The sequence below is a fragment of the Pseudomonas sp. WS 5011 genome, from assembly GCF_012985775.1.
GTDB classification, from domain to species: Bacteria; Pseudomonadota; Gammaproteobacteria; order Pseudomonadales; family Pseudomonadaceae; genus Aquipseudomonas; species Aquipseudomonas peli.
In genome coordinates, this window is sequence record NZ_JAAQXA010000001.1 from 358,906 (window position 1) to 381,813 (window position 22,908).

Annotated in this window: 17 protein-coding genes; 9 read left to right on the top strand and 8 right to left on the bottom strand. The window is 62.5% G+C overall.

The window, feature by feature from the left end:
• Positions 1-94 precede the first annotated feature (94 nt).
• From dksA to HBN63_RS01770, 3 genes are all read left to right on the top strand, one after another.
• The gene (dksA, locus tag HBN63_RS01760; protein WP_090251641.1) at positions 95-538 is read left to right on the top strand and encodes an RNA polymerase-binding protein DksA; all 444 of its coding nucleotides are present in this window, start codon (positions 95-97) and stop codon (positions 536-538) included.
• Positions 539-598: 60 nt separating this feature from the next.
• Positions 599-1,486: a tRNA glutamyl-Q(34) synthetase GluQRS gene (gene gluQRS / locus HBN63_RS01765; protein ID WP_170048150.1), complete on the top strand. Its 888-nt coding sequence runs from the start codon at positions 599-601 to the stop codon at positions 1,484-1,486.
• A 304-nt stretch (positions 1,487-1,790) separates the two neighbouring features.
• A complete protein-coding gene (locus HBN63_RS01770; RefSeq protein WP_170048151.1) occupies positions 1,791-10,295 on the top strand; it encodes a glucoamylase family protein in 8,505 nt (2,834 codons plus the stop codon).
• On the opposite strand, the gene HBN63_RS01775 is transcribed toward HBN63_RS01770, so the two are convergent.
• From HBN63_RS01775 to pgm, 3 genes are all read right to left on the bottom strand, one after another.
• Positions 10,290-10,655: a winged helix-turn-helix domain-containing protein gene (locus HBN63_RS01775; protein WP_170048152.1), complete on the bottom strand. Its 366-nt coding sequence runs from the start codon at positions 10,653-10,655 to the stop codon at positions 10,290-10,292. The genes HBN63_RS01770 and HBN63_RS01775 overlap by 6 nt on opposite strands.
• A 108-nt stretch (positions 10,656-10,763) precedes the next feature.
• On the bottom strand, positions 10,764-10,922 hold the full coding sequence (locus tag HBN63_RS01780) for a DUF3309 family protein (protein WP_090251631.1): 159 nt from the start codon (positions 10,920-10,922) through the stop codon (positions 10,764-10,766).
• A 125-nt stretch (positions 10,923-11,047) separates the two neighbouring features.
• Positions 11,048-12,700, bottom strand: a complete 1,653-nt coding sequence (pgm, locus tag HBN63_RS01785; protein ID WP_170048153.1) for a phosphoglucomutase (alpha-D-glucose-1,6-bisphosphate-dependent) — start codon at positions 12,698-12,700, stop codon at positions 11,048-11,050.
• 390 nt (positions 12,701-13,090) lie between these two features.
• Here pgm and HBN63_RS01790 point away from each other — a divergent pair, with 390 nt between their 5' ends.
• Positions 13,091-13,390 (top strand): hypothetical protein, encoded by a 300-nt coding sequence (locus HBN63_RS01790; RefSeq protein ID WP_170048154.1) that lies wholly within the window; start codon positions 13,091-13,093, stop codon positions 13,388-13,390.
• Between the two features lie 101 nt (positions 13,391-13,491).
• On the top strand, positions 13,492-15,618 hold the full coding sequence (locus HBN63_RS01795; RefSeq protein ID WP_170048155.1) for an EAL domain-containing protein: 2,127 nt from the start codon (positions 13,492-13,494) through the stop codon (positions 15,616-15,618).
• Here the strand turns inward: HBN63_RS01795 and HBN63_RS01800 are convergent.
• Complete coding sequence (locus tag HBN63_RS01800) at positions 15,615-16,319, bottom strand: Crp/Fnr family transcriptional regulator (protein ID WP_170048156.1); 705 nt, start codon at positions 16,317-16,319, stop codon at positions 15,615-15,617. The genes HBN63_RS01795 and HBN63_RS01800 overlap by 4 nt on opposite strands.
• 175 nt (positions 16,320-16,494) lie before the next feature.
• Complete coding sequence (locus HBN63_RS01805) at positions 16,495-17,199, bottom strand: Crp/Fnr family transcriptional regulator (protein WP_090251619.1); 705 nt, start codon at positions 17,197-17,199, stop codon at positions 16,495-16,497.
• Between the two features lie 249 nt (positions 17,200-17,448).
• Between HBN63_RS01805 and HBN63_RS01810 the strand changes: the two genes are divergently transcribed.
• Entirely contained in the window at positions 17,449-17,982 is a 534-nt protein-coding gene (locus tag HBN63_RS01810) for a hypothetical protein (RefSeq protein WP_170048157.1), read from the top strand.
• A gap of 32 nt (positions 17,983-18,014) precedes the next feature.
• On the opposite strand, the gene HBN63_RS01815 is transcribed toward HBN63_RS01810, so the two are convergent.
• From HBN63_RS01815 to HBN63_RS01825, 3 genes are read right to left on the bottom strand one after another with little or no spacing between them, the layout of a single operon-like run.
• On the bottom strand, positions 18,015-18,248 hold the full coding sequence (locus HBN63_RS01815) for a zf-HC2 domain-containing protein (protein ID WP_090251613.1): 234 nt from the start codon (positions 18,246-18,248) through the stop codon (positions 18,015-18,017).
• Positions 18,242-18,853, bottom strand: coding sequence for an RNA polymerase sigma factor (locus tag HBN63_RS01820; protein WP_090251611.1), 612 nt, complete (start codon positions 18,851-18,853; stop codon positions 18,242-18,244). The genes HBN63_RS01815 and HBN63_RS01820 overlap by 7 nt, the downstream gene beginning before the upstream one ends.
• Positions 18,853-19,974 carry a beta-ketoacyl-ACP synthase III gene (locus tag HBN63_RS01825; RefSeq protein ID WP_090254040.1) on the bottom strand — a complete coding sequence of 374 codons (1,122 nt, stop codon included), beginning with the start codon at positions 19,972-19,974 and terminating at the stop codon, positions 18,853-18,855. The genes HBN63_RS01820 and HBN63_RS01825 overlap by 1 nt, the downstream gene beginning before the upstream one ends.
• A gap of 350 nt (positions 19,975-20,324) precedes the next feature.
• Here HBN63_RS01825 and HBN63_RS01830 point away from each other — a divergent pair, with 350 nt between their 5' ends.
• The 3 genes from HBN63_RS01830 to HBN63_RS01840 all read left to right on the top strand — a co-directional run bounded on the left by HBN63_RS01830 (position 20,325) and on the right by HBN63_RS01840 (position 22,904).
• Complete coding sequence (locus tag HBN63_RS01830; RefSeq protein WP_090251608.1) at positions 20,325-21,398, top strand: hypothetical protein; 1,074 nt, start codon at positions 20,325-20,327, stop codon at positions 21,396-21,398.
• Between the two features lie 136 nt (positions 21,399-21,534).
• Positions 21,535-22,146, top strand: coding sequence for a LysE family translocator (locus HBN63_RS01835; RefSeq protein WP_090251605.1), 612 nt, complete (start codon positions 21,535-21,537; stop codon positions 22,144-22,146).
• A gap of 29 nt (positions 22,147-22,175) precedes the next feature.
• Complete coding sequence (locus tag HBN63_RS01840) at positions 22,176-22,904, top strand: ABC transporter substrate-binding protein (protein ID WP_244152872.1); 729 nt, start codon at positions 22,176-22,178, stop codon at positions 22,902-22,904.
• Positions 22,905-22,908: the final 4 nt, after the last annotated feature.

Below are 22,908 nucleotides of genomic sequence, written 5' to 3' on the forward strand. Positions count from 1 at the left end.
CGCTTGCAGCCGCAGGGCCAGTTCTACGCGACGTAGGATCGGCAAGGGACACCGTCCTGCGCAGTGGATTAGAGAGAGTGAGAGGCGGTCATCCATGCCCACCAAAGCAAAAGCAAAAAGCAGCCAACTGACTCGTGGTTTTGAGCCCTATAAAGAAACAAAGGGCGAGGAATACATGGGTGAGCCGATGCGCGCCCACTTCACCGGCATCCTCAACAAGTGGAAGCTGGAATTGATGCAGGAAGTTGATCGTACTGTGCACCACATGCAGGACGAAGCAGCCAACTTCCCCGATCCAGCGGACCGCGCCAGCCAGGAAGAAGAATTCAGCCTGGAACTGCGTGCCCGTGATCGCGAGCGCAAGCTGATCAAGAAGATCGACGAAACCCTGCAACTCATCGAAGACAACGACTACGGCTGGTGCGATTCCTGCGGCGTAGAAATCGGCATCCGCCGACTGGAAGCACGCCCCACCGCCACCCTTTGCATCGATTGCAAAACCCTGGCGGAAATCAAAGAAAAACAGATCGGTTCCTGATCTGACCCAGAGGGTGCTTCGGCACCCTCTGTTGTTTCTGCCTCCCTGTGTGTGCCAGACATGAACACACCCGCGTATATCGGCCGCTTCGCCCCCACACCTAGCGGTTACCTGCATTTCGGCTCACTGGTCGCAGCCCTGGCGTCCTACCTTGACGCGCGCGCGGTAAATGGCCGCTGGCTGCTGCGTATGGAAGACCTCGACCCGCCACGCGAAGTCGCCGGCGCCCAAGTAGGCATTCTCAGAACCCTGGAAAGTTACGGCTTCGAATGGGATGGCGAACTGGTGCGCCAGAGTAATCGTCACGGCGAGTACGCCGCACTGGTCGAACGTCTGCTCAGCCAGGGTCTGGCCTACGCCTGCACCTGCTCACGCAAGCAACTGGAAGGCACTCAGGGCATCTACCCCGGCACTTGCCGCAATGCCGGCCACGGCTTTGCCGATGCGGCGATTCGCCTGCGCGTGCCGGAGCTGAGCTACCACTTTGTCGACCGCGTACAAGGCGACTACCGCCAGCACCTGGGCCGCGAGGTCGGCGACTTTGTGATTCGCCGCCGCGATGGCCTGTATGCCTACCAACTGGCCGTGGTGCTCGACGATGCCTGGCAGGGCATCACAGATATAGTGCGCGGTGCAGACCTGCTCGACTCCACCCCGCGCCAGCTGTACCTGCAGGAGCTGCTTGGCCTATCGCAGCCGCGTTATCTGCATGTGCCGCTGATTATCCAGCCCGATGGCCACAAGCTCGGCAAATCCTACCGCTCGCCACCGCTACCGGCCGATCAAGCCACACCGCTGCTGATTCGCGCCCTGCGTGCGCTTGGCCAGCCGTTACCGGACGGCGCCCCCCATGGCCAGCCTGCCGAACTGCTGCGCTGGGCCAGCCAGCACTGGGATGCATCGCTGATTCCGCGCAGCCTGACCCTCGCCGAAGCCCAACTTCGCTAAACGTCGACACATTTGTGCCTATGTCCGCTAGCGAACAGACGCCAGCCAGCAGCGTGCTGTAGGGTGACGACAATGCTGCGACAGCATTCTTCCCGATGGTGCAGGTTTAATTCGCCATCGCGGTACCCGGGTCTTGGGTGTTGACCGGACACACCAGCGTCTGCGGCCAATATGCAATATCAGCACGGCGAAGCAACAGGGGCACGGCAATCGTGACTTCGTAGGTCCGCTGTCGCGGTTTCTCAGATGGGCCTCGCACCTCGACGCCCATCGCGCATGCCAATGATGGCTGGAACCGCGCCCTATGACCTCCGTCTTTTCTGCTCTATTCAGCCATGCCGCTGCACCCTCGCCATGGCTTGATCACGCCCCGGTACGCGAAGAACTGTTCGGCATCGAACGCCTCGAACAACACGCCTACACCCTGGCCGCTGCCCAACCGATCAGCAGTAAGCCGCCCGCCGTACTGTCCTTGCATCGCCGGCTGAACGACAACGCCAAGGTATTGCTTGCGGCCTACCGCGCCAGTGCTGCGGAACTGGCCAACGGCCGTGGAGTGGTACCGGCAGCCGAGTGGCTGCTGGACAACTATCACCTGGTCGAAGAGCAGATTCGCGAGATCCGCGATGACCTGCCGCCGGGCTATTACCGCCAACTGCCGAAACTCGCCAGCGGTCCCTTTGCCGGTTATCCACGGGTACTGGGCATGGCCTGGGCGTTTATCGCCCACACCGACAGCCACTTCGACCCGGACATCCTGCAGCGCTTTATCGTGGCTTATCAGCAGGTCCAGCCGCTGACCATCGGCGAGCTGTGGGCCGTGGCGATTACCCTGCGCATCGTGCTGATCGAAAACCTGCGTCGCCTGGCCGACCAAATGACCGCCGGGCGCAGCGCGCGGGCCGATGCCGACACACTGGCCAGCCGCCTGCTGGGTAAAGACGCCCCGCACGCGGCGCTCGACAGGGAACTGCACGAGCGTGCCCGCACCGCGTTAAGCGAGCCGTTTGCCGCACAACTGGCCAAGCGCCTGCGTGACCATGACCTGCTCACCACCCCGGCACTGGGCTGGTTGGAAGAGCGCCTCGGCGCGCAGGGCAGCAGCATCGATGAAGTGGTGCAGCATGCGCAGCAGCGCCAGGGCGCGTCCAACCTTACGGTACGCAACATCATCAACAGCATGCGCCTGATTTCCTCCATCGACTGGGCGCAGCTGTTCGAGAACGTCAGCCTGGTGGATGCCCGCCTGGGCGCACGCAGCGATTTTGCCGCGATGGATTTTGCCACCCGCAACCAGTACCGCAGCGCCATCGAGCAACTGGCCCGTGGCAGTCGCTGCAGCGAACTGGAAGTTGCCGAACAAGCGCTGCTGGCTACACAGCAGGCCAGTGCAACCCAGAACGCAGATCCGCGCACAAGCGACCCCGGCTACCACCTGATCGCCGAAGGCCGCCTGGCGCTGGAGCAGCGCATCGATTTTCGTCCGCCGCTGCGCCTGCGCATCAGCCGTGGCCATATCCACCTCGGCATGCCCGGCTACGTCGGCGCCATCGTTGGCCTGGCCAGCCTGCTACTGGGTCTGGCGCTGTACAGCCTGGCTAGCCAGGGCGTGACTGCCGGCTGGCTGCTGGCGCTGGGTGTGCTGGGCTTTCTGCCGGCCACTGAAGTGGCCACCGCGCTGGTCAATCGCGCGGTCAGTTCCAGCTTTGGCGCCATGGGCCTGCCGGGCCTGGAGCTGAGCGAAGGGGTGCCCAGCAGCCTGCGCACGCTGATTGCCGTACCGACCCTGCTCGGCAGCGAAGCTGATCTGCTGGAACAGATCGAGCGCCTGGAAGTGCATCACCTGGCCGGGCATGGCGGCGACCTGACCTTCGCCCTGCTGACCGACGGCCTGGATGCCGACCAGGAGCACCTGGCCAGCGACGACGCCCTGCTGCAACTGGCCAGCACCGCCATCGACCAGCTCAACCAGCGTTACGGGCCGGGTATCGCCGGCAGTCGCTTTCTCCTGTTGCACCGCCGGCGGCAGTTCAACCCCAGTGAAAACGTCTGGATGGGCTGGGAGCGCAAGCGCGGCAAGCTGCATGAACTCAATCGCTTGCTGCGCGGTGCCACTGACACCAGCTTTACTCCGGTGCCTGGGCTAAGCCAGCGCGTGCCGGACGCGGTGCGCTACGTCATCACCCTGGACGCCGACACCCGCCTGCCCCGCGATGCAGCGCTGCGTCTGATCGGCAAAATGGCCCACCCGCTGAACCAACCGCGTTTCAACACCGAGCTACAACGGGTGGTTGGCGGCTACGCGATTCTGCAACCCCGGGTGACCCCATCACTGCCGTTGCAGCGCGAAGGCTCGCTGTACCAGAAGGTGTTTTCCAGTCCCGGCGGCATGGACCCCTACGCTGCAGCCGTGTCCGATGTATATCAGGACCTGTTCGGCGAAGGCTCCTTTACCGGCAAGGGCATCTACGACATCGACGCCTTTGAGGCCGCGCTGGCCTGCCGGGTCAGGGAAAACAGCCTGCTCAGCCATGACCTGTTTGAAGGCGTCTTCGCCCGCGCAGGCCTGGCTTCGGATGTGGAAGTGGTCGAGGAATTCCCCTCACGCTACGACGTCGCCAGCAAGCGTCAGCACCGCTGGACGCGGGGCGACTGGCAGCTGCTGCCATGGATTTTCGGGCCGCTACACGGCAAACCGGCGCTGCCGAGCATCGGCCGCTGGAAGATGCTCGACAACCTGCGGCGCTCCCTGCTGGCACCGGCCACCTTGGCAGCGCTGGGCCTGAGCTGGTTGCTGCCGTTTCCGGCAGCGCTGAGCGCCAGCCTGTTGCTGATTGCCAGCCTGCTGATCCCCGCCTTACTGCCACTATGCTTCGGCCTGCTGCCGGCACGCGCCGGTATCCGCTGGCGCAGCCACCTCGGCAAGCTGCGTGATGACCTGCTGTTGGCCCTGCTGCAAAGCGCGCTGAATCTGACATTCCTCGCCGACCAGAGCTGGCGCATGCTCGATGCGATCAGCCGTACCCTGACCCGCCTGCTGATCACCCGACGTAATCTGCTGGAATGGACCACCGCCGCGCAGGCGGCGATCAGCCCGCGCTTGAAACTGCTGGGTTTCTACTGCGGCATGGCCGGCGGCACCACGCTCGGCTTGCTGCTGTGCGCTCTAGCCCTGTTCTGGTCACCGGCCATCTGGCCGCTGGTACTGCCCTTCGCATTGCTCTGGCTCAGCGCACCGGCAATTGCCCTGCTGGTCAGCCGTTCGCCACGCATGGCCAAACGCCTGCTGATCGACACGACGCAACGCAACGAGCTACGCCTGATTGCCCGGCGTACCTGGCGCTTCTTCGAAACCTTCGTCACCCCAGCCGACAACCAGCTGCCACCGGATAACTTTCAGGAAGATCCCAAGCCGGTTATTGCCCACCGCACCTCACCCACCAATATGGGCCTGTACCTGCTCTCCACCACCGCCGCCCGTGATTTCGGCTGGGCCGGCACCGAGCGCACCGTCGCCCGCCTGCAGGCCACGCTGGCAGTCATGGCACAGTTGCAGCGCCATCGCGGGCACTTCTTCAACTGGTACGACACCGAGGATTTGCGCCCGTTGGCGCCGGCCTATGTGTCATCAGTGGACAGCGGCAACCTGGCCGGCCACCTACTGGTGGTGGCCAATACCTGCGAAGAATGGCTGAAAGCCCCCGTAAGTGCGGACGCCCGCCAGGGTATCGACGACAACGTACAACTGGCCCGCACCGCGCTGGCGGCCCTGCCGACTGCCACTAGCGAACGCAGCCAACAACTGCACGAATTACTGCAACAGATCGAAGCCGGCCTGAATGGCGCGCAGCCGCTGTTTAGCCTGCTGCCAGCCCTGCTGCGCCTCAGTGACAAAGCCACGCAGCTGACCAGCGGCTTCGCCCCACTCGACACGGATAATCAGGCCGGCGAACTGCTGTTCTGGCTGCAGGCCCTCACCCAGGCCCTAGGCGATCTGCAGCAGGATGCCGAGCTGCCAGATAGCCAACACACAACCCTGCACGACGCGCTGCGCAGCGTCGCCGAGCAGGCACGCAACATGGCCCTAGGCATGGATTTCGCCTTCCTGCTGGAACCGGAACGCAAGCTACTGTCGATTGGCTTCTGCCTGGCTGACAACAGCCTGGACAGCAGCTGCTATGACCTGCTCGCCTCGGAAGCGCGCCTGGCCAGCCTGTTCGCCATCGCCAAGGGCGATGTCAGCACTCGTCACTGGTTCCGCCTGGGCCGCACCGCCACGCCACTGGGCAGCGGCTCGGCACTGATTTCCTGGTCCGGCTCGATGTTCGAATACCTGATGCCCTCGCTGGTGATGCGTGCCCCAGCCGGCAGCCTGCTGGAGCAGACCAACCGCCTGGTGGTCGCGCGCCAGGCCGCCTATGGCAATGATTTGGGCATCCCCTGGGGAATTTCTGAATCGGCCTACAACGCCCGCGACATGGAGCAGACCTACCAGTATTCCAACTTCGGCGTACCGGGCCTGGGCCTCAAGCGCGGCTTGTCCGCCAATCGGGTGATTGCCCCCTACGCCACCGGTCTAGCGACCATGGTCGACCCGCAAGGCGCCCTGGCTAACTATCGCCGCCTGAATGAAATGGGCGCCCTGGGCCGTTATGGTTTCTATGAAGCGCTGGATTTCACCCGCACCCGCCTGCCGGATGAGCAACCCTTCGCCATCGTGCGCAATTTTATGGCCCACCATCAGGGCATGAGCATCGTCGCCATTGCCAACACCCTGCATGACGGCCAGATGCGGGCGCGCTTCCACCGCGAACCGATGATCCAGGCCTGCGAGCTGCTGTTGCAGGAACGCATGCCACGCAATGTCGCGGTCGCCCATCCGCGCGCTGAAGAGGTCAGCGCCTGCGCCACAGAAGCCGACTGCACGCTGCACAACGAACGCCGACTGAACCACTTCAACGGCAATCCGCCGGTTACTCACCTGCTCAGCAATGGCCGGTACAGCGTGATGCTCACCGCCAGCGGCGCGGGTTACAGCCGCTGGCGCGATATCGCCATCACCCGCTGGCAAGAAGACAGCACCCGCGACTCGCACGGCTCCTTTATCTTTCTCTGGGACACCCTCAACGGCACCCGCTGGTCCCTGGGCGCGCAGCCGAGCAGCAGCAACCCCTATGACGAAGTGGTGTTCGCCGAGGACTACGCCAGCTACAGCCGCCACGACGGCAATCTCACCACCAGCCTGGAAGTGCTGGTGTCCGGCGAGGACGACGGTGAAGTGCGCCGCGTATCGCTGACCAACAGCGGCCGCATCACGCGGGAGATCGAACTGACCTCCTACGCCGAACTGGTACTGGCCAGCGCCGCCAGCGACAACGCCCACCCGGCGTTCTCCAAGCTGTTTGTGGTCACCGAGTACCTGCCAGCCTTCGGTGCGTTGATTGCCACACGCCGGCCGCGCAGTGCCAGCGAACCGTCGCTGTGGGCTGCGCACTTTGCCGTGATTGAAGGCGAAGTGAGTGCCGAGCCGCAGTACGAGTCCGACCGCGCGAAGTTTCTCGGACGCAGTTGTGCGCTGCATGCCGCCGCGGTAATCCGCCAGGGCCAGCGCCTATCGAATACCGTCGGCACGGTGCTGGACCCGATCTTCTCGCTGCGCCAGCGTCTGCTGATCGAACCCGGCAAGATTGCCCGTGTGGCGTTCTGGACGGTGGTGGCGCCTACCCGTGAGGCGCTGCTTGATTTGATCGACAAGCACCACGACCGCAGCGCCTTCGAGCGCGCGAAAACCCTGGCCTGGACCCAGGCCCAGGTGCAATTGCGCCACCTCGACATGCTCGCCGCCGAAGCCGCCGACTTTCAGCGCCTGGCGGCACCGATCCTGTATGCCGACTCACGTTTTCGCGCACCGCCGGCCAGCCTGCTGCGCGGCCTCGGCAGCCAGTCCGGGCTGTGGTCCCAAGGGATTTCCGGCGACCTGCCGATCGTTCTGCTGCGCATCAGTGACGCCGAAGACATTGCCCAGGTACGGCAACTGCTGCGTGCCCACGAGTACTGGCGGATGAAGCGCCTGGCCGTGGACCTGGTGATCGTCAACGAGCATGCCTCTTCCTACCTGCAGGACCTGCAGGTGGCCATTGAAACTGCCGTGCGCAGCAGCCAATCACGCCCACGCTTTACCGCCGAACTGGCGCAGGGCGCGGTATTCGTGCTGCGAGCTGACCTGCTCAGCGGTGAATACCGCGAACGCCTGCAGGCCGTCGCCAGGGTGCTGCTGGTGGCGCATCGCGGACCCATTGCCGAACAACTGGCACGTATCCCGGCCTGCCCCAGCCCCGTCCCGGCAAGCGCCAGCAACCACAGCGCGCAACCCCTGCCGGTATTCCACGCAGCGCCGCCAAGCCCGCTGGAATGTGCCAATGGCCTGGGCGGTTTCGATCTGGATGGCCGCGAGTACGTGGTGCGCCTGGACGCCTGGAGCAACACCCCGGCACCGTGGATAAACGTGATCGCCAATCCGCAGTTCGGCTTTCAGGTCTCGGCCGAAGGCAGCGGCTACACCTGGGCCGACAACAGCCGGGAAAACCAGCTCACGCCCTGGTCCAACGACCCCGTCAGCGACCCGCCTGGCGAAGCCCTGTATATCCGTGACGAAGACAGCCTGGCGCTGTTCAGCCCCACCGCCCAACCGCTGCGCGACAGCGGCCACTATGAAGCGCGGCATGGCTTTGGTTACAGCCGCTTCAGCCATCAGGCCAGCGGCATTGCCATGGAGCTGCTGCAGTTCGTACCGCTGGACGACCCGATCAAAATCTCCCGCCTGACCCTGCGTAACCTCTCCGGCCGCCCACGCCGCCTCAGCGTGACCGCCTATGCCGAATGGGTGCTGGGCAGCACGCGGGCAGCCAGCGCGCCGTTTATCGTCAGTCAGCAGGACAGCGCCACCGGTGCCGTTCTGGTCCGCAACCCGTGGAGCATCGCCTTTACCGGGCGCAGCGCATTCAGCGACCTGGGCGGCCGGCAAAGCAGCTGGACGGCGGATCGCAGCGAGTTTATCGGGCGTAACGGCAACCTCACGCAACCCGCTGCCCTCGCCCGCCTTGCCCCACTGAGCGGCAGCCTGGGTGCGGGGCTCGATCCCTGCACCGCGCTGCAATGTCAGCTGGAACTGCAACCCGGGGAAAGCGTGGAAGTGCTCTGGTTCCTCGGCCAATGCGCCAGCGAACAGCAGGCCAGCGCCTTGATTACGCAGTACCGCGAGGCCGATCTGGACACGGTGCTACTCAAGGTGCAAGCGCACTGGCAGCGCGTACTCGGCGCGGTGCAAGTGCAGACGCCAAGCCGCGCCATGGACATCATGCTCAACGGCTGGCTGCTCTATCAGACCCTGGCTTGCCGCGTTTGGGCGCGCTCGGCGTTCTATCAGGCCAGCGGCGCCTACGGCTTCCGCGACCAGCTGCAGGACGGCATGGCGCTGACCTTCGCCAGCCCGTCGATCACCCGCGGGCATATCCTGCGCGCGGCCAGCCGTCAGTTTGTCGAGGGCGACGTACAGCACTGGTGGCTGCCGCATTCCGGCCAGGGCGTGCGCACGCGCATCTCCGATGACCGGGTGTGGCTGGCCTACGCCACTGCGCAGTACATCCAGTGCAGCGGCGATGCGGCAATTCTCGATGAGCAATTGGACTTTCTCGAAGGCCCGCTGCTGACCACTGGCGAACATGATGCGTTCTTCCAGCCGATGCAGGCCGATGCGCCGGCTTCGCTGTTCGAGCACTGCGCCCGTGGCCTCGACCAATGCCTGCAACTGACCGGCGAACTGGGCCTGCCGCTGATTGGCGGTGGCGACTGGAACGACGGCATGAACCGTGTCGGCGAGCACGGCAAGGGTGAAAGTGTGTGGCTCGGCTGGCTGCTGCTGCGCACCATTGCGCTGTTCACCCCCTACGCCGAGGCGTATGACAGCGCCCGCGTAGCACGCTGGCGCGCGCATGCTGAGCAGCTGCGCCTGGCGCTGGAAACCTATGCCTGGGATGGCCAGTGGTACCGCCGCGCGACCTTCGATGACGGCACCTGGCTCGGCTCGGTGCAAAGCAGCGAATGCCGGATCGACTCGATTGCCCAGTCCTGGGCGGTGCTGTCCGCCAGCGCTGATCCGCTGCGGGCGAACATGGCCATGGCTGCCATGCAAGGCCAGCTGATCCGCGAGGACGACGGCATTGCCCTGCTGTTCACCCCGCCGTACGACAAAACCCCGCTGGAGCCCGGCTATATCAAGGGTTATCCGCCGGGCCTACGCGAAAACGGCGGGCAATACAGCCATGCGGCGATGTGGGCGATTCTGGCGTACTGCCAGCTCGGCTCGGCCAAGCAGGCGTTCGACCTGTTTGATCTGGTCAACCCGATCAACCACGGCAACAGCCCTGAGGCCTGCCAGCGCTACAAGGTCGAGCCTTATGTACTGGCCGCCGATGTTTACGCAGTGGCGCCGCACAATGGGCGCGGCGGTTGGACCTGGTACACCGGCGCAGCCGGCTGGATGCACCGCGCCGGCGTCGAAGGAATTCTCGGCATTCGCCGCGAGGGTGACTGGCTGTTGCTCAACCCCTGCATCCCTCCCGACTGGCCGGGCTTTAGCGCACGTATCGCCCTGGCTGGCAGCCACTACCAGATTGAGCTGAGCAACCCGGCGCAACGCAGCCAGGGCATTCGCCAAGCCTGGCTGGACGAGCAGCCCATCACTTGCCCGCAAGGGCCATTAAAAGTCGCCCTGGATGGCGCGGCGCATCGCTTGCGGATTGAGTTATAGGTCGTTGTTGGCGCAAGGCTCGGCCAGCAGTTCGGCCAGCTCATCGCAACCACTCTGCACCGCTGCCAGGGCGGCGGCGCAGAGGGCGCGGTAGCGCTGCAGAATCAGCTCGCCGGTGGCGGTGAGCTGGGTGCCACCGCCCTGCTTGCCGCCCGCCAGGGTGCTGACCAGCGGATGTTTAAAACTGCGGTTCATGGTTTCCACCAACAGCCAGGCGCGCCGATAGGACATGCCCATGGCGCGCGCGGCGGCGCTGATCGAGCCGTGCTGGGCGATGGCCGCCAACAGCTCGGCCTTGCCAGGGCCGATGGCAATATCAGAACCGTTATGCAGGCGGATTTTCAGATCAAGACGGTACATGCGGCGACCACAGCGAGGGATACGCTGCGCAGACTAACGCCTGAATCACTCAGGCGAAAGCGGCAAACCACTTGCTGCGCAGCGGCCGTGGGACATGTCAGGTAGCGGTTAAATTCGGCCCATTAACAGCAGCACCAACAGCACCACCACCACTACGCCCAAACCGCCCGTAGGCCCGTAACCCCAGCTTCTGCTGTGTGGCCAGGCCGGTATAGCACCGATCAATAACAGCACCAGCACGATCAATAGAATGGTACCCAGGCTCATGGCGTTCTCCTTGATGAGTTGCAACACGCCGGAACAACAGGTGCCGGCATGGCACCCAAGCGCTGCTTCATCCTGTACGCCACAGCGGCAGGTGTCGGTGCGCTATCGCACCGACGGCGGCCCTGCTATTCGGCCACCAGTGCCCCATCCACGATCTGCTGCGCCTCGCTGAAGATGCGCTGCAGGTGCGCCGCATCGCGGAAGCTCTCGGCGTAGATCTTGTAGATGTCTTCGGTGCCCGATGGCCGCGCGGCGAACCAGCCGCCCTCGCTGATCACCTTGATGCCGCCAATCGCCGCGCCATTGCCCGGCGCCTTGTCGAGCACCTGGGTAATGGCATCACCCGCCAGCTCACGGCTGCTGATCTGCGCGGGCGAGAGTTTGCCCAGGGCTTTTTTCTGCGCAGGGGTGGCCGGCGCATCAACGCGGTCGGCATAAATCGCGCCGAACTCATCGCTCAGCCCCTGGTACAGCTCGCCAGGGTCACGCCCGGTTACTGCGGTCATCTCGGCAGCCAGCAGGGCCAACGCGATGCCGTCCTTGTCGGTGGTCCAGACCCGGCCATCACGGCGCAGGAAGGTCGCCCCGGCGCTCTCCTCGCCGCCAAAGCCCAGGGAGCCGTCGAACAGACCGCCGGCAAACCATTTGAAGCCCACCGGCACTTCCTGCATCGGCCGACCCAGGCGCGCAGCGACGCGGTCAATCATCGCGCTGCTGACCAGGGTTTTACCCACCGCTGCTGTGGCGCTCCATTGCGGGCGATGCTGGAACAGGTAATCGATGGCCACACTGAGGAAGTGGTTGGCCGGTAACAGGCCGACGCTCGGCGCAACGATGCCGTGGCGGTCGTAGTCGGTGTCGCAGGCAAAGGCGATGTCGTAGCCGTTCTTCAGGCCAATCAGGCGCTGCATGGCGTGGCTGGAGGATGGATCCATGCGGATCTGCCCGTCCCAGTCCAGGCTCATAAAGGCGAACTGCGGATCGATGATCTCGCTCACCACGTCCAAATTGAGGCCGTACTGCTCGGCGATGCGGCCCCAGTAATGCACGCCGGCGCCGCCCAACGGGTCGACCCCCAGGCGCAGGCCCGCCGCGCGGATCGGGGCGAAGTCGATGACGTTGCCCAGGTCATTCACATAGCTGGCGAGGTAATCGTATTCCTGCACATTGGCCGCCTGCCGCGCCTGCGCCAAAGGCATGCGCTTGACCTCACGCAGGCCGCCTTCAAGCAACGCATTGGCGCGGTTCTGCACCCAGGTGGTGATATCACTATCAGCCGGGCCGCCGTTGGTGGGGTTGTACTTGAAGCCGCCGCTGTCTGGCGGGTTGTGCGAGGGGGTGATGACGATGCCATCGGCCAGGCCAGCACTGCGACCCTGGTTGTGTACCAGGATGGCCTGGCTGATGGCTGGTGTTGGGGTGAACTCACCGCCCGCAGAGATCATGGTCTGCACACCATTGGCCGCCAGCACTTCAATCGCGCTGTCCAGCGCCGGTTGTGACAGCGCATGGGTGTCGGCGCCGATAAACAGCGGACCGCTGATGCCCTGAGCCGCCCGGTAATCACAGATCGCTTGGCTGATCGCCAGCACATGGGCCTGGTTGAAGCTGTGCGCCAGGGAGCTGCCGCGATGCCCGGAGGTGCCGAATGCCACGCGCTGGCTGGCCACGCTCAGGTCCGGCTGCAGATCGTAATAGGCCGCCAGCAGCGCAGAGATCTCGGTCAACAGGGACGCAGGTGCCGGCTGACCGGCCAAAGGGTGAATACGCGGGCTCACAACAGGCTCCAAAAATGATCGGACGGTGAAAAGTGCGCCAGTCTAGCAGCCCGACCGGGTAATCCCGAGAGGCTTTATATCGAAGCGCGCTAGGTGCGATAGCGCACTGACAAGCCCCTGCAAGCAGCGTATCTAATACTCAGCCCCCGTATTTGCGCCCGCATGGGACTTGCTCAGAGGTGACCATGGACAGACCAACCCAGCGCCAACCCGCCCCACACCCGAACGGCTTGGCCCGCTGATTGGCCATGCCGCGCATCCTGAGCGAAAGCCCGCTTAGCGGGCAGTAAACCTATTGCAGTTGTCGACGTTAGCGCGGGTCAGCTCGCGGCCGGACGTTGTGCGTTGGAGAAGGCACGTGAGACACGTCCATAAACGGGGAGGGATGACATGCACAGGCTCGGATACATCCACGCGATAGCCGGCAGCATCGCCCTGATCCTGCCGGCCTTGCTGGCTGGCAACGCCTCTGCCGAGCTATTTGCGCCAGAAGTGTTCGGCCGCGCGCCACAGCACGTGACAACCACAGAACCGGCGCAGCGCAACAACCTGCACAACGCCAGGCTGCAACCGGAACCAGAGAATACTGAACGCACCAGCAGCAAGACGCGTCTATACGACCGCTGGATCAGCCTGCCGGTAAACGCGCCGCAGTACGACCAGCCGCCACCGCCACGGCTGCGCTTCTGAGCGCGCAACCACACAGCACCTCCCACGATGCTTAACGCCATATCGGCAACGCAGGCGCCTCACCCGCACCGCGTAATGTTGTTCACGGAGGAATAGGCATCATGGCTAATCGCGTTCTGATCATTACCGGCAACAGTGACGACGCCGCGACCTTGGAAGATGTTCTGGATAGAGCCCAGGACGGCCCGTTCCTGATTGAGTGGGTGACCAGCCTGGCGCAGGCCCTGCAGCGCCTGAAAAGCCATCGTAAAGAGCCCATCGACGCGATCATGGTTAATCTCGATCTGCCGGACAGCCAGGGTTTGGCCACCTTCGATCAGCTGTTCGTCCTCGCCTCCAGCATTCCGATCCTCACCCTGAGCACCCTCGAAGATGACCAGCAAACCTGGGACGCCATTCAGCGTGGTGCCCAGGGTTGCCTGTCCAAGGGCCACTTCAACAGTTACCTGGTGCCGCAATCGCTGCGCAATATCATCCAGCGCAAGGCCGTGGAAGAGGCGCTGTTCGTCGAAAAAGCCCGCGCATCACTGACCCTCAACTCGATCAGTGATGCGGTAATCAGTACCGACCTGCAGGGCAACGTCGACTACCTCAACAGCGCCGCCGAACATATGACTGGCTGGCAACTCGACGAAGCCCATGGCCTACCGATCGACAGCGTGATGCACCTGGTCAACGATAAAAGCCGCGAGGCGGTGGCCAACCCCATCGTCAAGGTGCTGCAGCATGATGAGAGCAAACTGCTGGCGGCAGGCACGATACTGATCCGCCGCGATGGCAGCGAGTCCGCCATCGAAGATTCCGCCGCGCCGATCCATGATTCGGCCGGACGCCTCAAGGGTGCGGTAATGGTCTTCCACGACATGACCGCCGCCCACGCCATGACCGAAAAGATGGCCCATCTGGCGCAGCATGACGCCCTGACCAACCTGCCCAACCGCGCCTTGCTCAATGACCGCATCAACCAGGCGATCGCTCTGGCCGAGCGCCGCAGTAGCCACCTGGCGGTGCTGTTTCTCGACCTGGATAACTTCAAGCACATCAATGATTCGCTTGGCCACGGCGTCGGCGACCAGCTGCTGCAAGCGGTAGCGCTGCGCTTGAGCGACTGCGTGCGCAGCTCTGACACGGTCAGCCGTTTGGGCGGTGATGAGTTTGTGGTGCTGCTGAGCGAAAGCCACTCGGCCGACGATGCCGCGCGCACCGCCGAAAAAATCCTCAGTGTCCTGGCCATGAGCCACACCATTGGCCAGCAGCAACTGCACATTACCTCCAGCATCGGCATCAGCACCTACCCCAACGACGCCACGGATGCCGAAGGCCTGATCAAGAATGCCGACACAGCGATGTACCTGGCCAAGGAAGAAGGCCGCAACAACTACCAGTTTTTCCGCCAGGAGATGAATGTTCACGCAGTTGAACGCCAGTTGATCGAAGCGCACCTGCGCACGGCCATGGAAAACAGCGAATTTATCCTTCACTACCAGCCGAAGATCGACCTGCACAGCGGCAGAATCACCAGCGCCGAAGCGCTGATCCGCTGGCAGCACCCGGCATGGGGCATGATTCTGCCGGCGCGGTTTATTCCGGTGGCCGAAGCCTGCGGGTTGATCGTGCCACTGGGCCGCTGGGTGCTGCTGCAAGCCTGCGCCCAGGCCAAACGCTGGGAGAACTGCGGCTATGCCCTGGATTCGGTGGCGGTGAACATCTCGGCCCTGGAGTTTCGCCGCAAGGACTTTGTCGACAGCGTAGAAAGCGCCCTGAGGGTCACCGGCCTTAAACCCAACAACCTGCAGCTGGAGATCACCGAAAGCGTGCTGATGCGCGACGCCCAGGCCAGCGCCACGATCCTGCAGCAACTCAAGACCCTCGGCGTGCAACTGGCGGTGGACGATTTCGGCACCGGTTACTCCAGCCTCAGCTACCTCAACCAGTTCCCCATCGATGTACTGAAAATTGATCGTTCCTTTGTGCAGGACATCCACAACAGCAACGGCATTATCGTCAGCGCCGTGATCGCCATGGGCAACAGCCTGAAACAGCGAGTAATCGCCGAAGGGATCGAAGAAACCGCGCAGCTGGAGTTTCTGCGCAGCCATCACTGCAGCGAAGGCCAGGGCTTTCTGTTCAGCCACCCGGTCAGCGCGGAGCAGTTTGCCAATCTGCTGCGCAGCGGCATCAGCTCGCCGATCAATACGCTTTACCAGACAACGGGCACCCTGGGTTAAAACTGCGCGCGGTAGTCGGCCTGCAGCGCGGCATAACACTCGCAGGCGGCCAACTCCAACCCGGCGCGATCAAGGATATGAATCTCACCTCGGCTATAGCTGATCAATCCGCGTGCCTGCATGGCTGCAGCGGCAATCGATACACCACTGCGGCGCACGCCAAGCATGTCAGCGAGGTACTCATGGGTCAGGTGAAAGTTATCGGCATGCGCACGGTCGTGGGTCATCAGCAGCCAACGCGCCAGGCGTGGCTCGATTTCATGGAAATGCGTACAGGCTGCGCTCTGCGACAGCTGCGTCATCACCACATACAGGTAGCGCTTGAGCGCACGTAGCAGCGCCGGGCTACTCAACAGCTCCTGCTTGAATAACTGACTGCTGATACGCAAGGCACTGCCCGAACCCTGCACCACCGCGCGCATGGGCGCCTGGCCAATGCCCAGGGCAAGGGTTGCGCCCAGCATGCCTTCATTGCCGATCAGGCCCATCTCCAGCGGCTGATGCCCATCCAGGGTGGTCACCAGCGAGACAAAGCCACTCAGCGGAAAATACACATGGCGAATCGGCTGGTTGGCTTCATGCAACACGTTGCCGAAAACCAGGTCCACCGGTTCGCAGCCATTCAGCAGTTGTTTGCGTTGTTTGCTGGGCAGCCCTTCGATCAGACGGCTGAAGATTTGCAGCGGTGCTTTAACAGACATTCACTTGTCCCGAGCACGACGCTTGCCAAAACATGGCACGACAACGGTGCTTGACGCTATCGCCGCTGCAGTCTGCCTGAGCATTTGGCAAAGCTCTGTGCGCTGCGGCACTCAAGCCAAGCCATTAAATGGCTAACCGCGCGCGTAACAGATTGGGGCTTTGGATGCGCTGGCTTTAAGGCAGTAGGCGGTCGGTTTCGCGCTTAACCACGGCGTAACACTCACAGCTCAGGCTTTCCAGCTTGGCGCGATCGAGCACGGTGATCAGCCCGCGGCTGTAATCAATTACGCCTTGGCGATGCAGTTTGCCGGCGGCCTCGGTGACGCCCTCGCGGCGCACGCCGAGCATATTGGCGATCAGTTCCTGGGTCATGGCCAGCTTGTTGTCCCTCAACCGATCAAGCGACAACAACAGCCAGCGGCACAGCTGCTGATCAATCGAGTGATGGCGGTTGCACACCGCCGTCTGCGCCATCTGGGTAATCAGCGCCTGGCTGTAGCGCAGCATCAGCTGCAGCATGTCGCCATGCCGGTTGAACTCTTCCTTGAAGCGTTTGCCGAGTACCCGGTAAGCGCTGCCAGCACTTTGTACAAGGGCGCGACTGGTGGTGCTTTCACCGCCCATAAACAGCGCCACACCAATCACCCCGTCATTACCCACCACGGAAATTTCCGCCGACGCACCGCTTTCCATCACATACAGCAGGGACACAATCGAATCGGTGGGAAAGTACACATGCCGCAGGGTATCGCCTGATTCGTAGAGCACCATGCCCAGCGGCATATCCACCAACTCAAGGTGCGGCAACAGACGCTCCAGCACTTCGTTAGTTAAGGCGGCAAGCAGGTGGTTTTGCTGCGGGTTGGGGGCTGCGGACATCACTGTCTCCGGTCTTCTAAGGCCTGTTGGCGATTGATATGCGCTCGCTACAGAGCCTTAACTGCACACAGCAGCATAATCCAATCTGTTTTTATATCTGTACGGTAGCGCACAGACAGCCCCTATGCTGAGCCGCTGCAAGCAGCGGTACGCTGTCCTTCGTGCAGGCCAGAAATAGGCCGATATGCAGCTTCTACAGCCATTTGCGGCTATCCTTGCCGGCCTCTTTTCTGCCGCAGGATGAACCCAATGAAAGCCCAGCTTGAAGAACTGATCAGCAAAATAAGCTCGGGCTGCATGCTGCCGGAAGAAGTCACGCGCATCGCCGATGAAGCCGCCCAGGCCTACGCCGATCCGCAGGCGTTTCTCGCCGCCAACCCGGACATCAATTTCGACGACAGCTTCCCCATTCCACTCGGCGAATGGGTGGTGGTCGGCAGCCTGCCGGAGACTGTGCTGTTTCAGGCCGACAGCTATGACGCGCTGTTCCAGCAGATCACCGAATCGTTCGGACCAGAGGTGAGCTTTGTACTCAAAGCCAAGCAACTGGCCAAGGTCGAGCCGCTGAAAGCGCTGAATCGCATTCAGGTGCAACTGTCCAGCCTGTCACCGGAAACCAAGGGTTATGTGTTGCTGGATTTCAGCGAGCCGCTGGATGACGAGCTGCAAGCCGTACTGGTGTACAGCACGGACCTGGCGCGGGTGATGGAGCTGGCAGTGGAAGTCGGCATCTACGCCGCGCCGGCCTATGAATCACTTAAAGCCGCGCAAGAAGCCGAGTAAACGAGAAGTGCGCCAGGCCATCGGCCTGGCGATCAGGAATGGTTGCGGCGTAACTCAGCCAGCTTGGCCGCCAAAGCGTCCAGCTCGGCGCTCTGCCCGGGCGGCAGTTGGCGCAGTACCGCCTGACTCAGACGCATCTGTTTGATAAACCGCCGGCAGTGCTGACACATCGCCAGGTGCAAGCGCACGGACATGCGTTTACCCAGGCCCAACTGACCATCAATAAATTCACTGGAGTGGGCCACCAACTCCTTACAACTCAACATTGGCCAGTCTCCTCAAAATGCTCCAGGGTGGCGAATACCTTGAGACGCGCGCGGTGCAGCAGCACCCGCACATTGGAGAGCGAGACCTGCAAAAGATTACAGATTTCTTCCAACTCCAACCCTTCACGCTCACGCAGGTGCAGCACGCTGCCCTGCAACTCGGACAGGCTGGCCAGGGTTTTCTCCAGGCATTCGCGTAATTCGTCCTCGGTCAGCAGGGCTTCCGGGGAGTCGTGATGCCAGGCATGCGGCGCCAGCAGCCAATGGCCATCCGAGCTAAATCGCTCATCACCAATGCTGCCGTGGGGCGAGGGAATGTCGTCGAGCAGCACTTCACGGCGATTGCCCTTGAGACGGGTTTTCGCGGTGTTGGCGGTGATGGTCAGCAGCCAGGTCTTCAGGCTGGAGCGCGCCTGAAAGCCATCGAGGCTGCGCACCACGGCCAGCCAGGCGTCCTGCACCACTTCATCGGCATTACGGCTGCCGACAATGGCAAAGGCCACCGCGCGCATTGCCCCCTGATAGGTGGCAACCAGTTCGCGGTAGGCCTTCTGCTCGCCCGCCCGCAGACGGGCCAGCAGCGCCTGATCGGCTGGGTAATCCATTAGTGCTTACGCAGGATCACGCTACCAATCGAATAACCTGCGCCGAACGAGCTGAGCACACCGAGGGCGCCGCTCGGCAGGTCTTCCTGGTATTTGTGCAGGGCGATCACCGAACCGGCCGAGCTGGTGTTGGCGTAGGTATCGAGAATCACCGGTGCTTCGCCTGGCTCAGCATCGCGGCCAAGCAGCTTGCGTGCGATCAGCAGGTTCATGTTGAGGTTGGCCTGATGCAGCCAGAAGCGTTTCACATCGCCGACGTTCAGCTTGTTCTCGGCCAGGTGCGCGGCAATCAGCTCGGCAACCATCGGGCAGACATCCTTGAACACCTTGCGCCCTTCCTGAACGAACAGCTTGTCACGCGCGCCGACGCCCTCTTCCGCACAGCGGTTGAGGAAGCCGAAGTTGTTGCGGATGTTGTTGCTGAACTGGGTGATCAGCTTGGTGCCGACGATATCGAACTGGTAGTTCGAGGTGGCCTGGTCGGCACGCTCGATGATTACCGCCGTGGCGGCGTCACCGAAGATAAAGTGGCTGTCGCGGTCACGGAAGTTCAGGTGGCCGGTGCAGATTTCCGGGTTGACCATCAGAATCGCGCGGGCCTGGCCCAGCTGCACGCTGTTGGCCGCAGCCTGGATACCGAAGGTGGCGGAGGAACAGGCCACGTTCATGTCATAACCGAAACCCTGGATGCCCAGTGCGGCCTGCACTTCAATCGCCACCGCCGGGTAGGCGCGCTGCAGGTTGGAGCAGGCCACGATCACCCCATCGATATCGGCGGCAGTCTTGCCGGCGCGAGCCATGGCGTCCTTGGCGGCGCCTACGGCCATTTCGCAGAGGATGCCCCAGTCTTCATTGCTGCGCTCCGGTAGGCGCGGCGCCATGCGCTTGGGATCGAGAATGCCGGCCTTGTCCATGACAAAGCGGCTCTTGATGCCCGAGGCTTTTTCGATGAAGCCGCTGCTCGACTCGCTCAGCGCTTCGACTTCACCACTGGCGATGGCCGCGGCGTTGTCGGTATTGAATTGCTGGACGAAGGCGTTGAACGACTCGACCAACTCATCGTTGGAAATACTGTTTGCCGGGGTATAGAGGCCGGTACCACTGATCACGACGTTATGCACAGTCATTCCTCTTGTTCTTCGCCGCAGGCAGCGGCCAGTTATGCAATACACCCTGGCAGGCTAGGCCATGGGCAAAAAAACGGCTGACAGGCTCAGCAAACTCGATCCATGAAACGTCCTGTTACGAGCCTTGGAGTTTGCCACAGCCTGGGGTGCTTCGTCCGCTCAGCACGTCTGGGACCTGCAACATACTGCGGACTATTGAGGCAAAGATGCTCACAACGTCGCGCAAGACACATCCCGCCCAGTGCCTTGATCGGAGACGGTGCGACCTCACCCGTCCGGGGGATAGATGATTGTCGGACAATCTATATGCTCGCCTTTCCCTAATAACAAGAAAGGTTTCCGTCATGCGCAAGCTGCTTCTATTGCTGGTGCTGAGTTTTACCTCCCTGAGCCAGGCCGCCGTGGGTGTATTCCCCGACAGCACCTTCCAGAATCTTGACCACGGCCTGTACTGGTTTGGCTACGGCGATAGCTGGCAAAAAGCCGTGCCTGGCCAGACGAATGCCTATTACGTGGCCAGTAAACCAACACTGATCTACATCCACGGCTGGCAGAACGGCTCGACGCAAAAGAAGAACCGCGAAACCTTCAACCGTAAGGATGCCGGCGGCCCCGATCTGGATCTTGCCAACGCTTGGCTGGCAGCGGGCTACAACATGGGCGTGCTGTATTGGAATCAGTTCGCCGATGAAGGCGAAGTCAAAGATGCCGAGGCCAAGATCTGGACCGCCAGCGGCCCACGCGCCATGCGTTGGCGCAACAGCAGCGGGGTATACACCACAGGCCCCAGCCAATCGGCCAGCGACCTGCTGTTCAACAGTTACAAAGCTAACCTGGCCGGCTACAGCGGCAGCAACATCCGCATCGCCGGTCACTCACTGGGGAACCAGATGGCCATCGTCCTGACCAAGAAAATCAGCGATGCCGTCACTGCCGGAACCATCAACAGCAAACTGCTGCCCAAGCGCGTCGCCCTGCTCGATCCGTTCTACTCCAACAACGCGAAAAGCTACCTGGGTAACAAGTGGGTCGGCGAAGTCTGCCGCACCTATGTCAGCGAGCTAAAAACCAAAGGTGTGATCTTCGAGACCTACCGCACCTCCGGGGCCAGCAGCACCGGTTTTATCGGCGACAGCAACACTGGGCTGATGAACATGACCGCCTTCAGCGAACTCAAGCCCTGGTACTTCAACGCCACGCAACTGACCGAGAAGCACAATGCGGCGGTCTGGCACTACCTGTGGTCGTTCAGCAACAACCCGCCGCTGATCAGCGGCACCAGCAACCAGGCCGCCTCTGCCAAAACCAGCGACAGCCGCATCAATACCTTGATGAATGGCAGCAAGAAATTGGTTCAGGATCAGGGCGCCTACAGCAAGGAACCCTCAGACGATAACTTTAAGGAGGCCAATCGCTGATCCCCATGCGCCGCCCAGGCTGATGAATGCGACCGTGCGACTCAAGCCGGCTTGACTATCTGGGCACAGCATGAAAAAACAGAGGCTCGCAGGGCCGCGCAGGCCCTGCACTCTTGCGTTTCTGGATACCTGTCTTATGGCCCTGCATACCTGGCTAATCTTTCTTACGGCAGTGTTTGGCCTGTCGCTGACTCCAGGCCCTAATGGCCTGCTCGCGCTCAGCCATGGCGCCTTGTATGGCCACCGCAAAACCCTGTTTACCGTCAGCGGCGGCGTGCTGGGATTTACCCTGCTGATGGCCTTGTCGATGCTCGGTATCGGCACCCTGCTGCAAGCCTCGGCGCAGGCCCTCACCATCCTCAAATGGCTCGGCGGCGCCTACCTGATCTGGCTCGGCATTCAGCTCTGGCGCGCGCCGCCACTGCACCTCGCGATGGCCGAAAAAGCAGCCGAGAGCAGCGGCTTCAAGCTGTTTCGCCAGGGCCTGCTATCGGCATTGTCCAACCCCAAGGTGATCCTGTTTTTCGGCGCCTTTCTGCCGCAGTTTCTCGACCCACGCGGTGACCTCTTACTGCAGTTCGCCATCATGGCGCTGACCTTTGCCGTGGTCGAAGGCAGCGTCGAATACCTGTTGGCACGCATGGCCCATCGCGTGCGGCCCTGGCTGCAACGCAGTGGCAAAGGCTTCAATCGCTGCTGCGGCGGGCTGTTTGCCTTGATGGGCGCAGCCCTGCCGATGACCCGCTGAAGCGCCTACAGCGCAAAGGACCTCCCTTGGTGTCCAAGCTGTTACCTGCCCTGCTGTTGCTCACCCTGAGCGGCACATCATTCGCCGCCGAGCGCGCGCTGCGCTTCTCGATCAATGACAGCTGGGCCATGCCCATGGTGCGTATCGAAGACGGCAAGGCAGTGGAAGGCATCCTGGTCGACTTGCATCAGCGTCTGGCCGCCAAGGTTGGGCGCAAGGCAGAAATGGTGGTGATGCCGCGTATGCGCGTGCAGCACGCGCTGGATACCGGCGACATTGATGTGCGCTGTTACGTGAGCCCGAACTGGGTCAACAGTGGCCACCATCGCTATATCTGGAGCCTGCCCTTTATGACGCAGCGTGATGTGCTGGCAGGTGTTACGCCCGAGAAACTGGAGCCCGAGCAACTGCTCAATGAGCGCCTGGGCACCGTCCTCGGCTTCACCTATCCGCGCCTGGAGCCGCTGTTCGCCAGCGGCCAGATCCAGCGTGAAGACGCCCGCACCCAGGATCAGGTGCTGCTCAAACTCAGCGCTCGGCGAAACCGCTATGCCATCAGCAATGAACTATCCCTGCACTGGTTCAACCGCCACCAGGCGCCCGGGGAGAAACTGCACCACCTGAGCGAAGTGGCCAGCGATCCCATCGCCTGCATCGTCCGCGATGCCCCGGATGTCCCGACCATGGCCCTACTGCGCGCCATGGTGCAGATGAAACAGGCTGGCGAATTCGACGAAATACTCGCCCGCTATCGCTGACCTC

Excerpts from the sequence above, each read along its gene's own strand:
- HBN63_RS01805 (WP_090251619.1), bottom strand. The coding sequence starts at position 17,199 with ATGTCCGCAGCCCCCAACCCGCAGCAAAACCACCTGCTTGCCGCCTTA.
- dksA (WP_090251641.1), top strand. The coding sequence starts at position 95 with ATGCCCACCAAAGCAAAAGCAAAAAGCAGCCAACTGACTCGTGGTTTT.
- HBN63_RS01775 (WP_170048152.1), bottom strand. The coding sequence starts at position 10,655 with ATGTACCGTCTTGATCTGAAAATCCGCCTGCATAACGGTTCTGATATT.
- HBN63_RS01780 (WP_090251631.1), bottom strand. The coding sequence starts at position 10,922 with ATGAGCCTGGGTACCATTCTATTGATCGTGCTGGTGCTGTTATTGATC.
- HBN63_RS01795 (WP_170048155.1), top strand. The coding sequence starts at position 13,492 with ATGGCTAATCGCGTTCTGATCATTACCGGCAACAGTGACGACGCCGCG.
- HBN63_RS01790 (WP_170048154.1), top strand. The coding sequence starts at position 13,091 with ATGCACAGGCTCGGATACATCCACGCGATAGCCGGCAGCATCGCCCTG.
- HBN63_RS01830 (WP_090251608.1), top strand. The coding sequence starts at position 20,325 with ATGCGCAAGCTGCTTCTATTGCTGGTGCTGAGTTTTACCTCCCTGAGC.
- HBN63_RS01810 (WP_170048157.1), top strand. The coding sequence starts at position 17,449 with ATGAAAGCCCAGCTTGAAGAACTGATCAGCAAAATAAGCTCGGGCTGC.
- HBN63_RS01770 (WP_170048151.1), top strand. The coding sequence starts at position 1,791 with ATGACCTCCGTCTTTTCTGCTCTATTCAGCCATGCCGCTGCACCCTCG.
- HBN63_RS01835 (WP_090251605.1), top strand. The coding sequence starts at position 21,535 with ATGGCCCTGCATACCTGGCTAATCTTTCTTACGGCAGTGTTTGGCCTG.
- gluQRS (WP_170048150.1), top strand. The coding sequence starts at position 599 with ATGAACACACCCGCGTATATCGGCCGCTTCGCCCCCACACCTAGCGGT.
- HBN63_RS01820 (WP_090251611.1), bottom strand. The coding sequence starts at position 18,853 with ATGGATTACCCAGCCGATCAGGCGCTGCTGGCCCGTCTGCGGGCGGGC.
- HBN63_RS01800 (WP_170048156.1), bottom strand. The coding sequence starts at position 16,319 with ATGTCTGTTAAAGCACCGCTGCAAATCTTCAGCCGTCTGATCGAAGGG.
- HBN63_RS01815 (WP_090251613.1), bottom strand. The coding sequence starts at position 18,248 with ATGTTGAGTTGTAAGGAGTTGGTGGCCCACTCCAGTGAATTTATTGAT.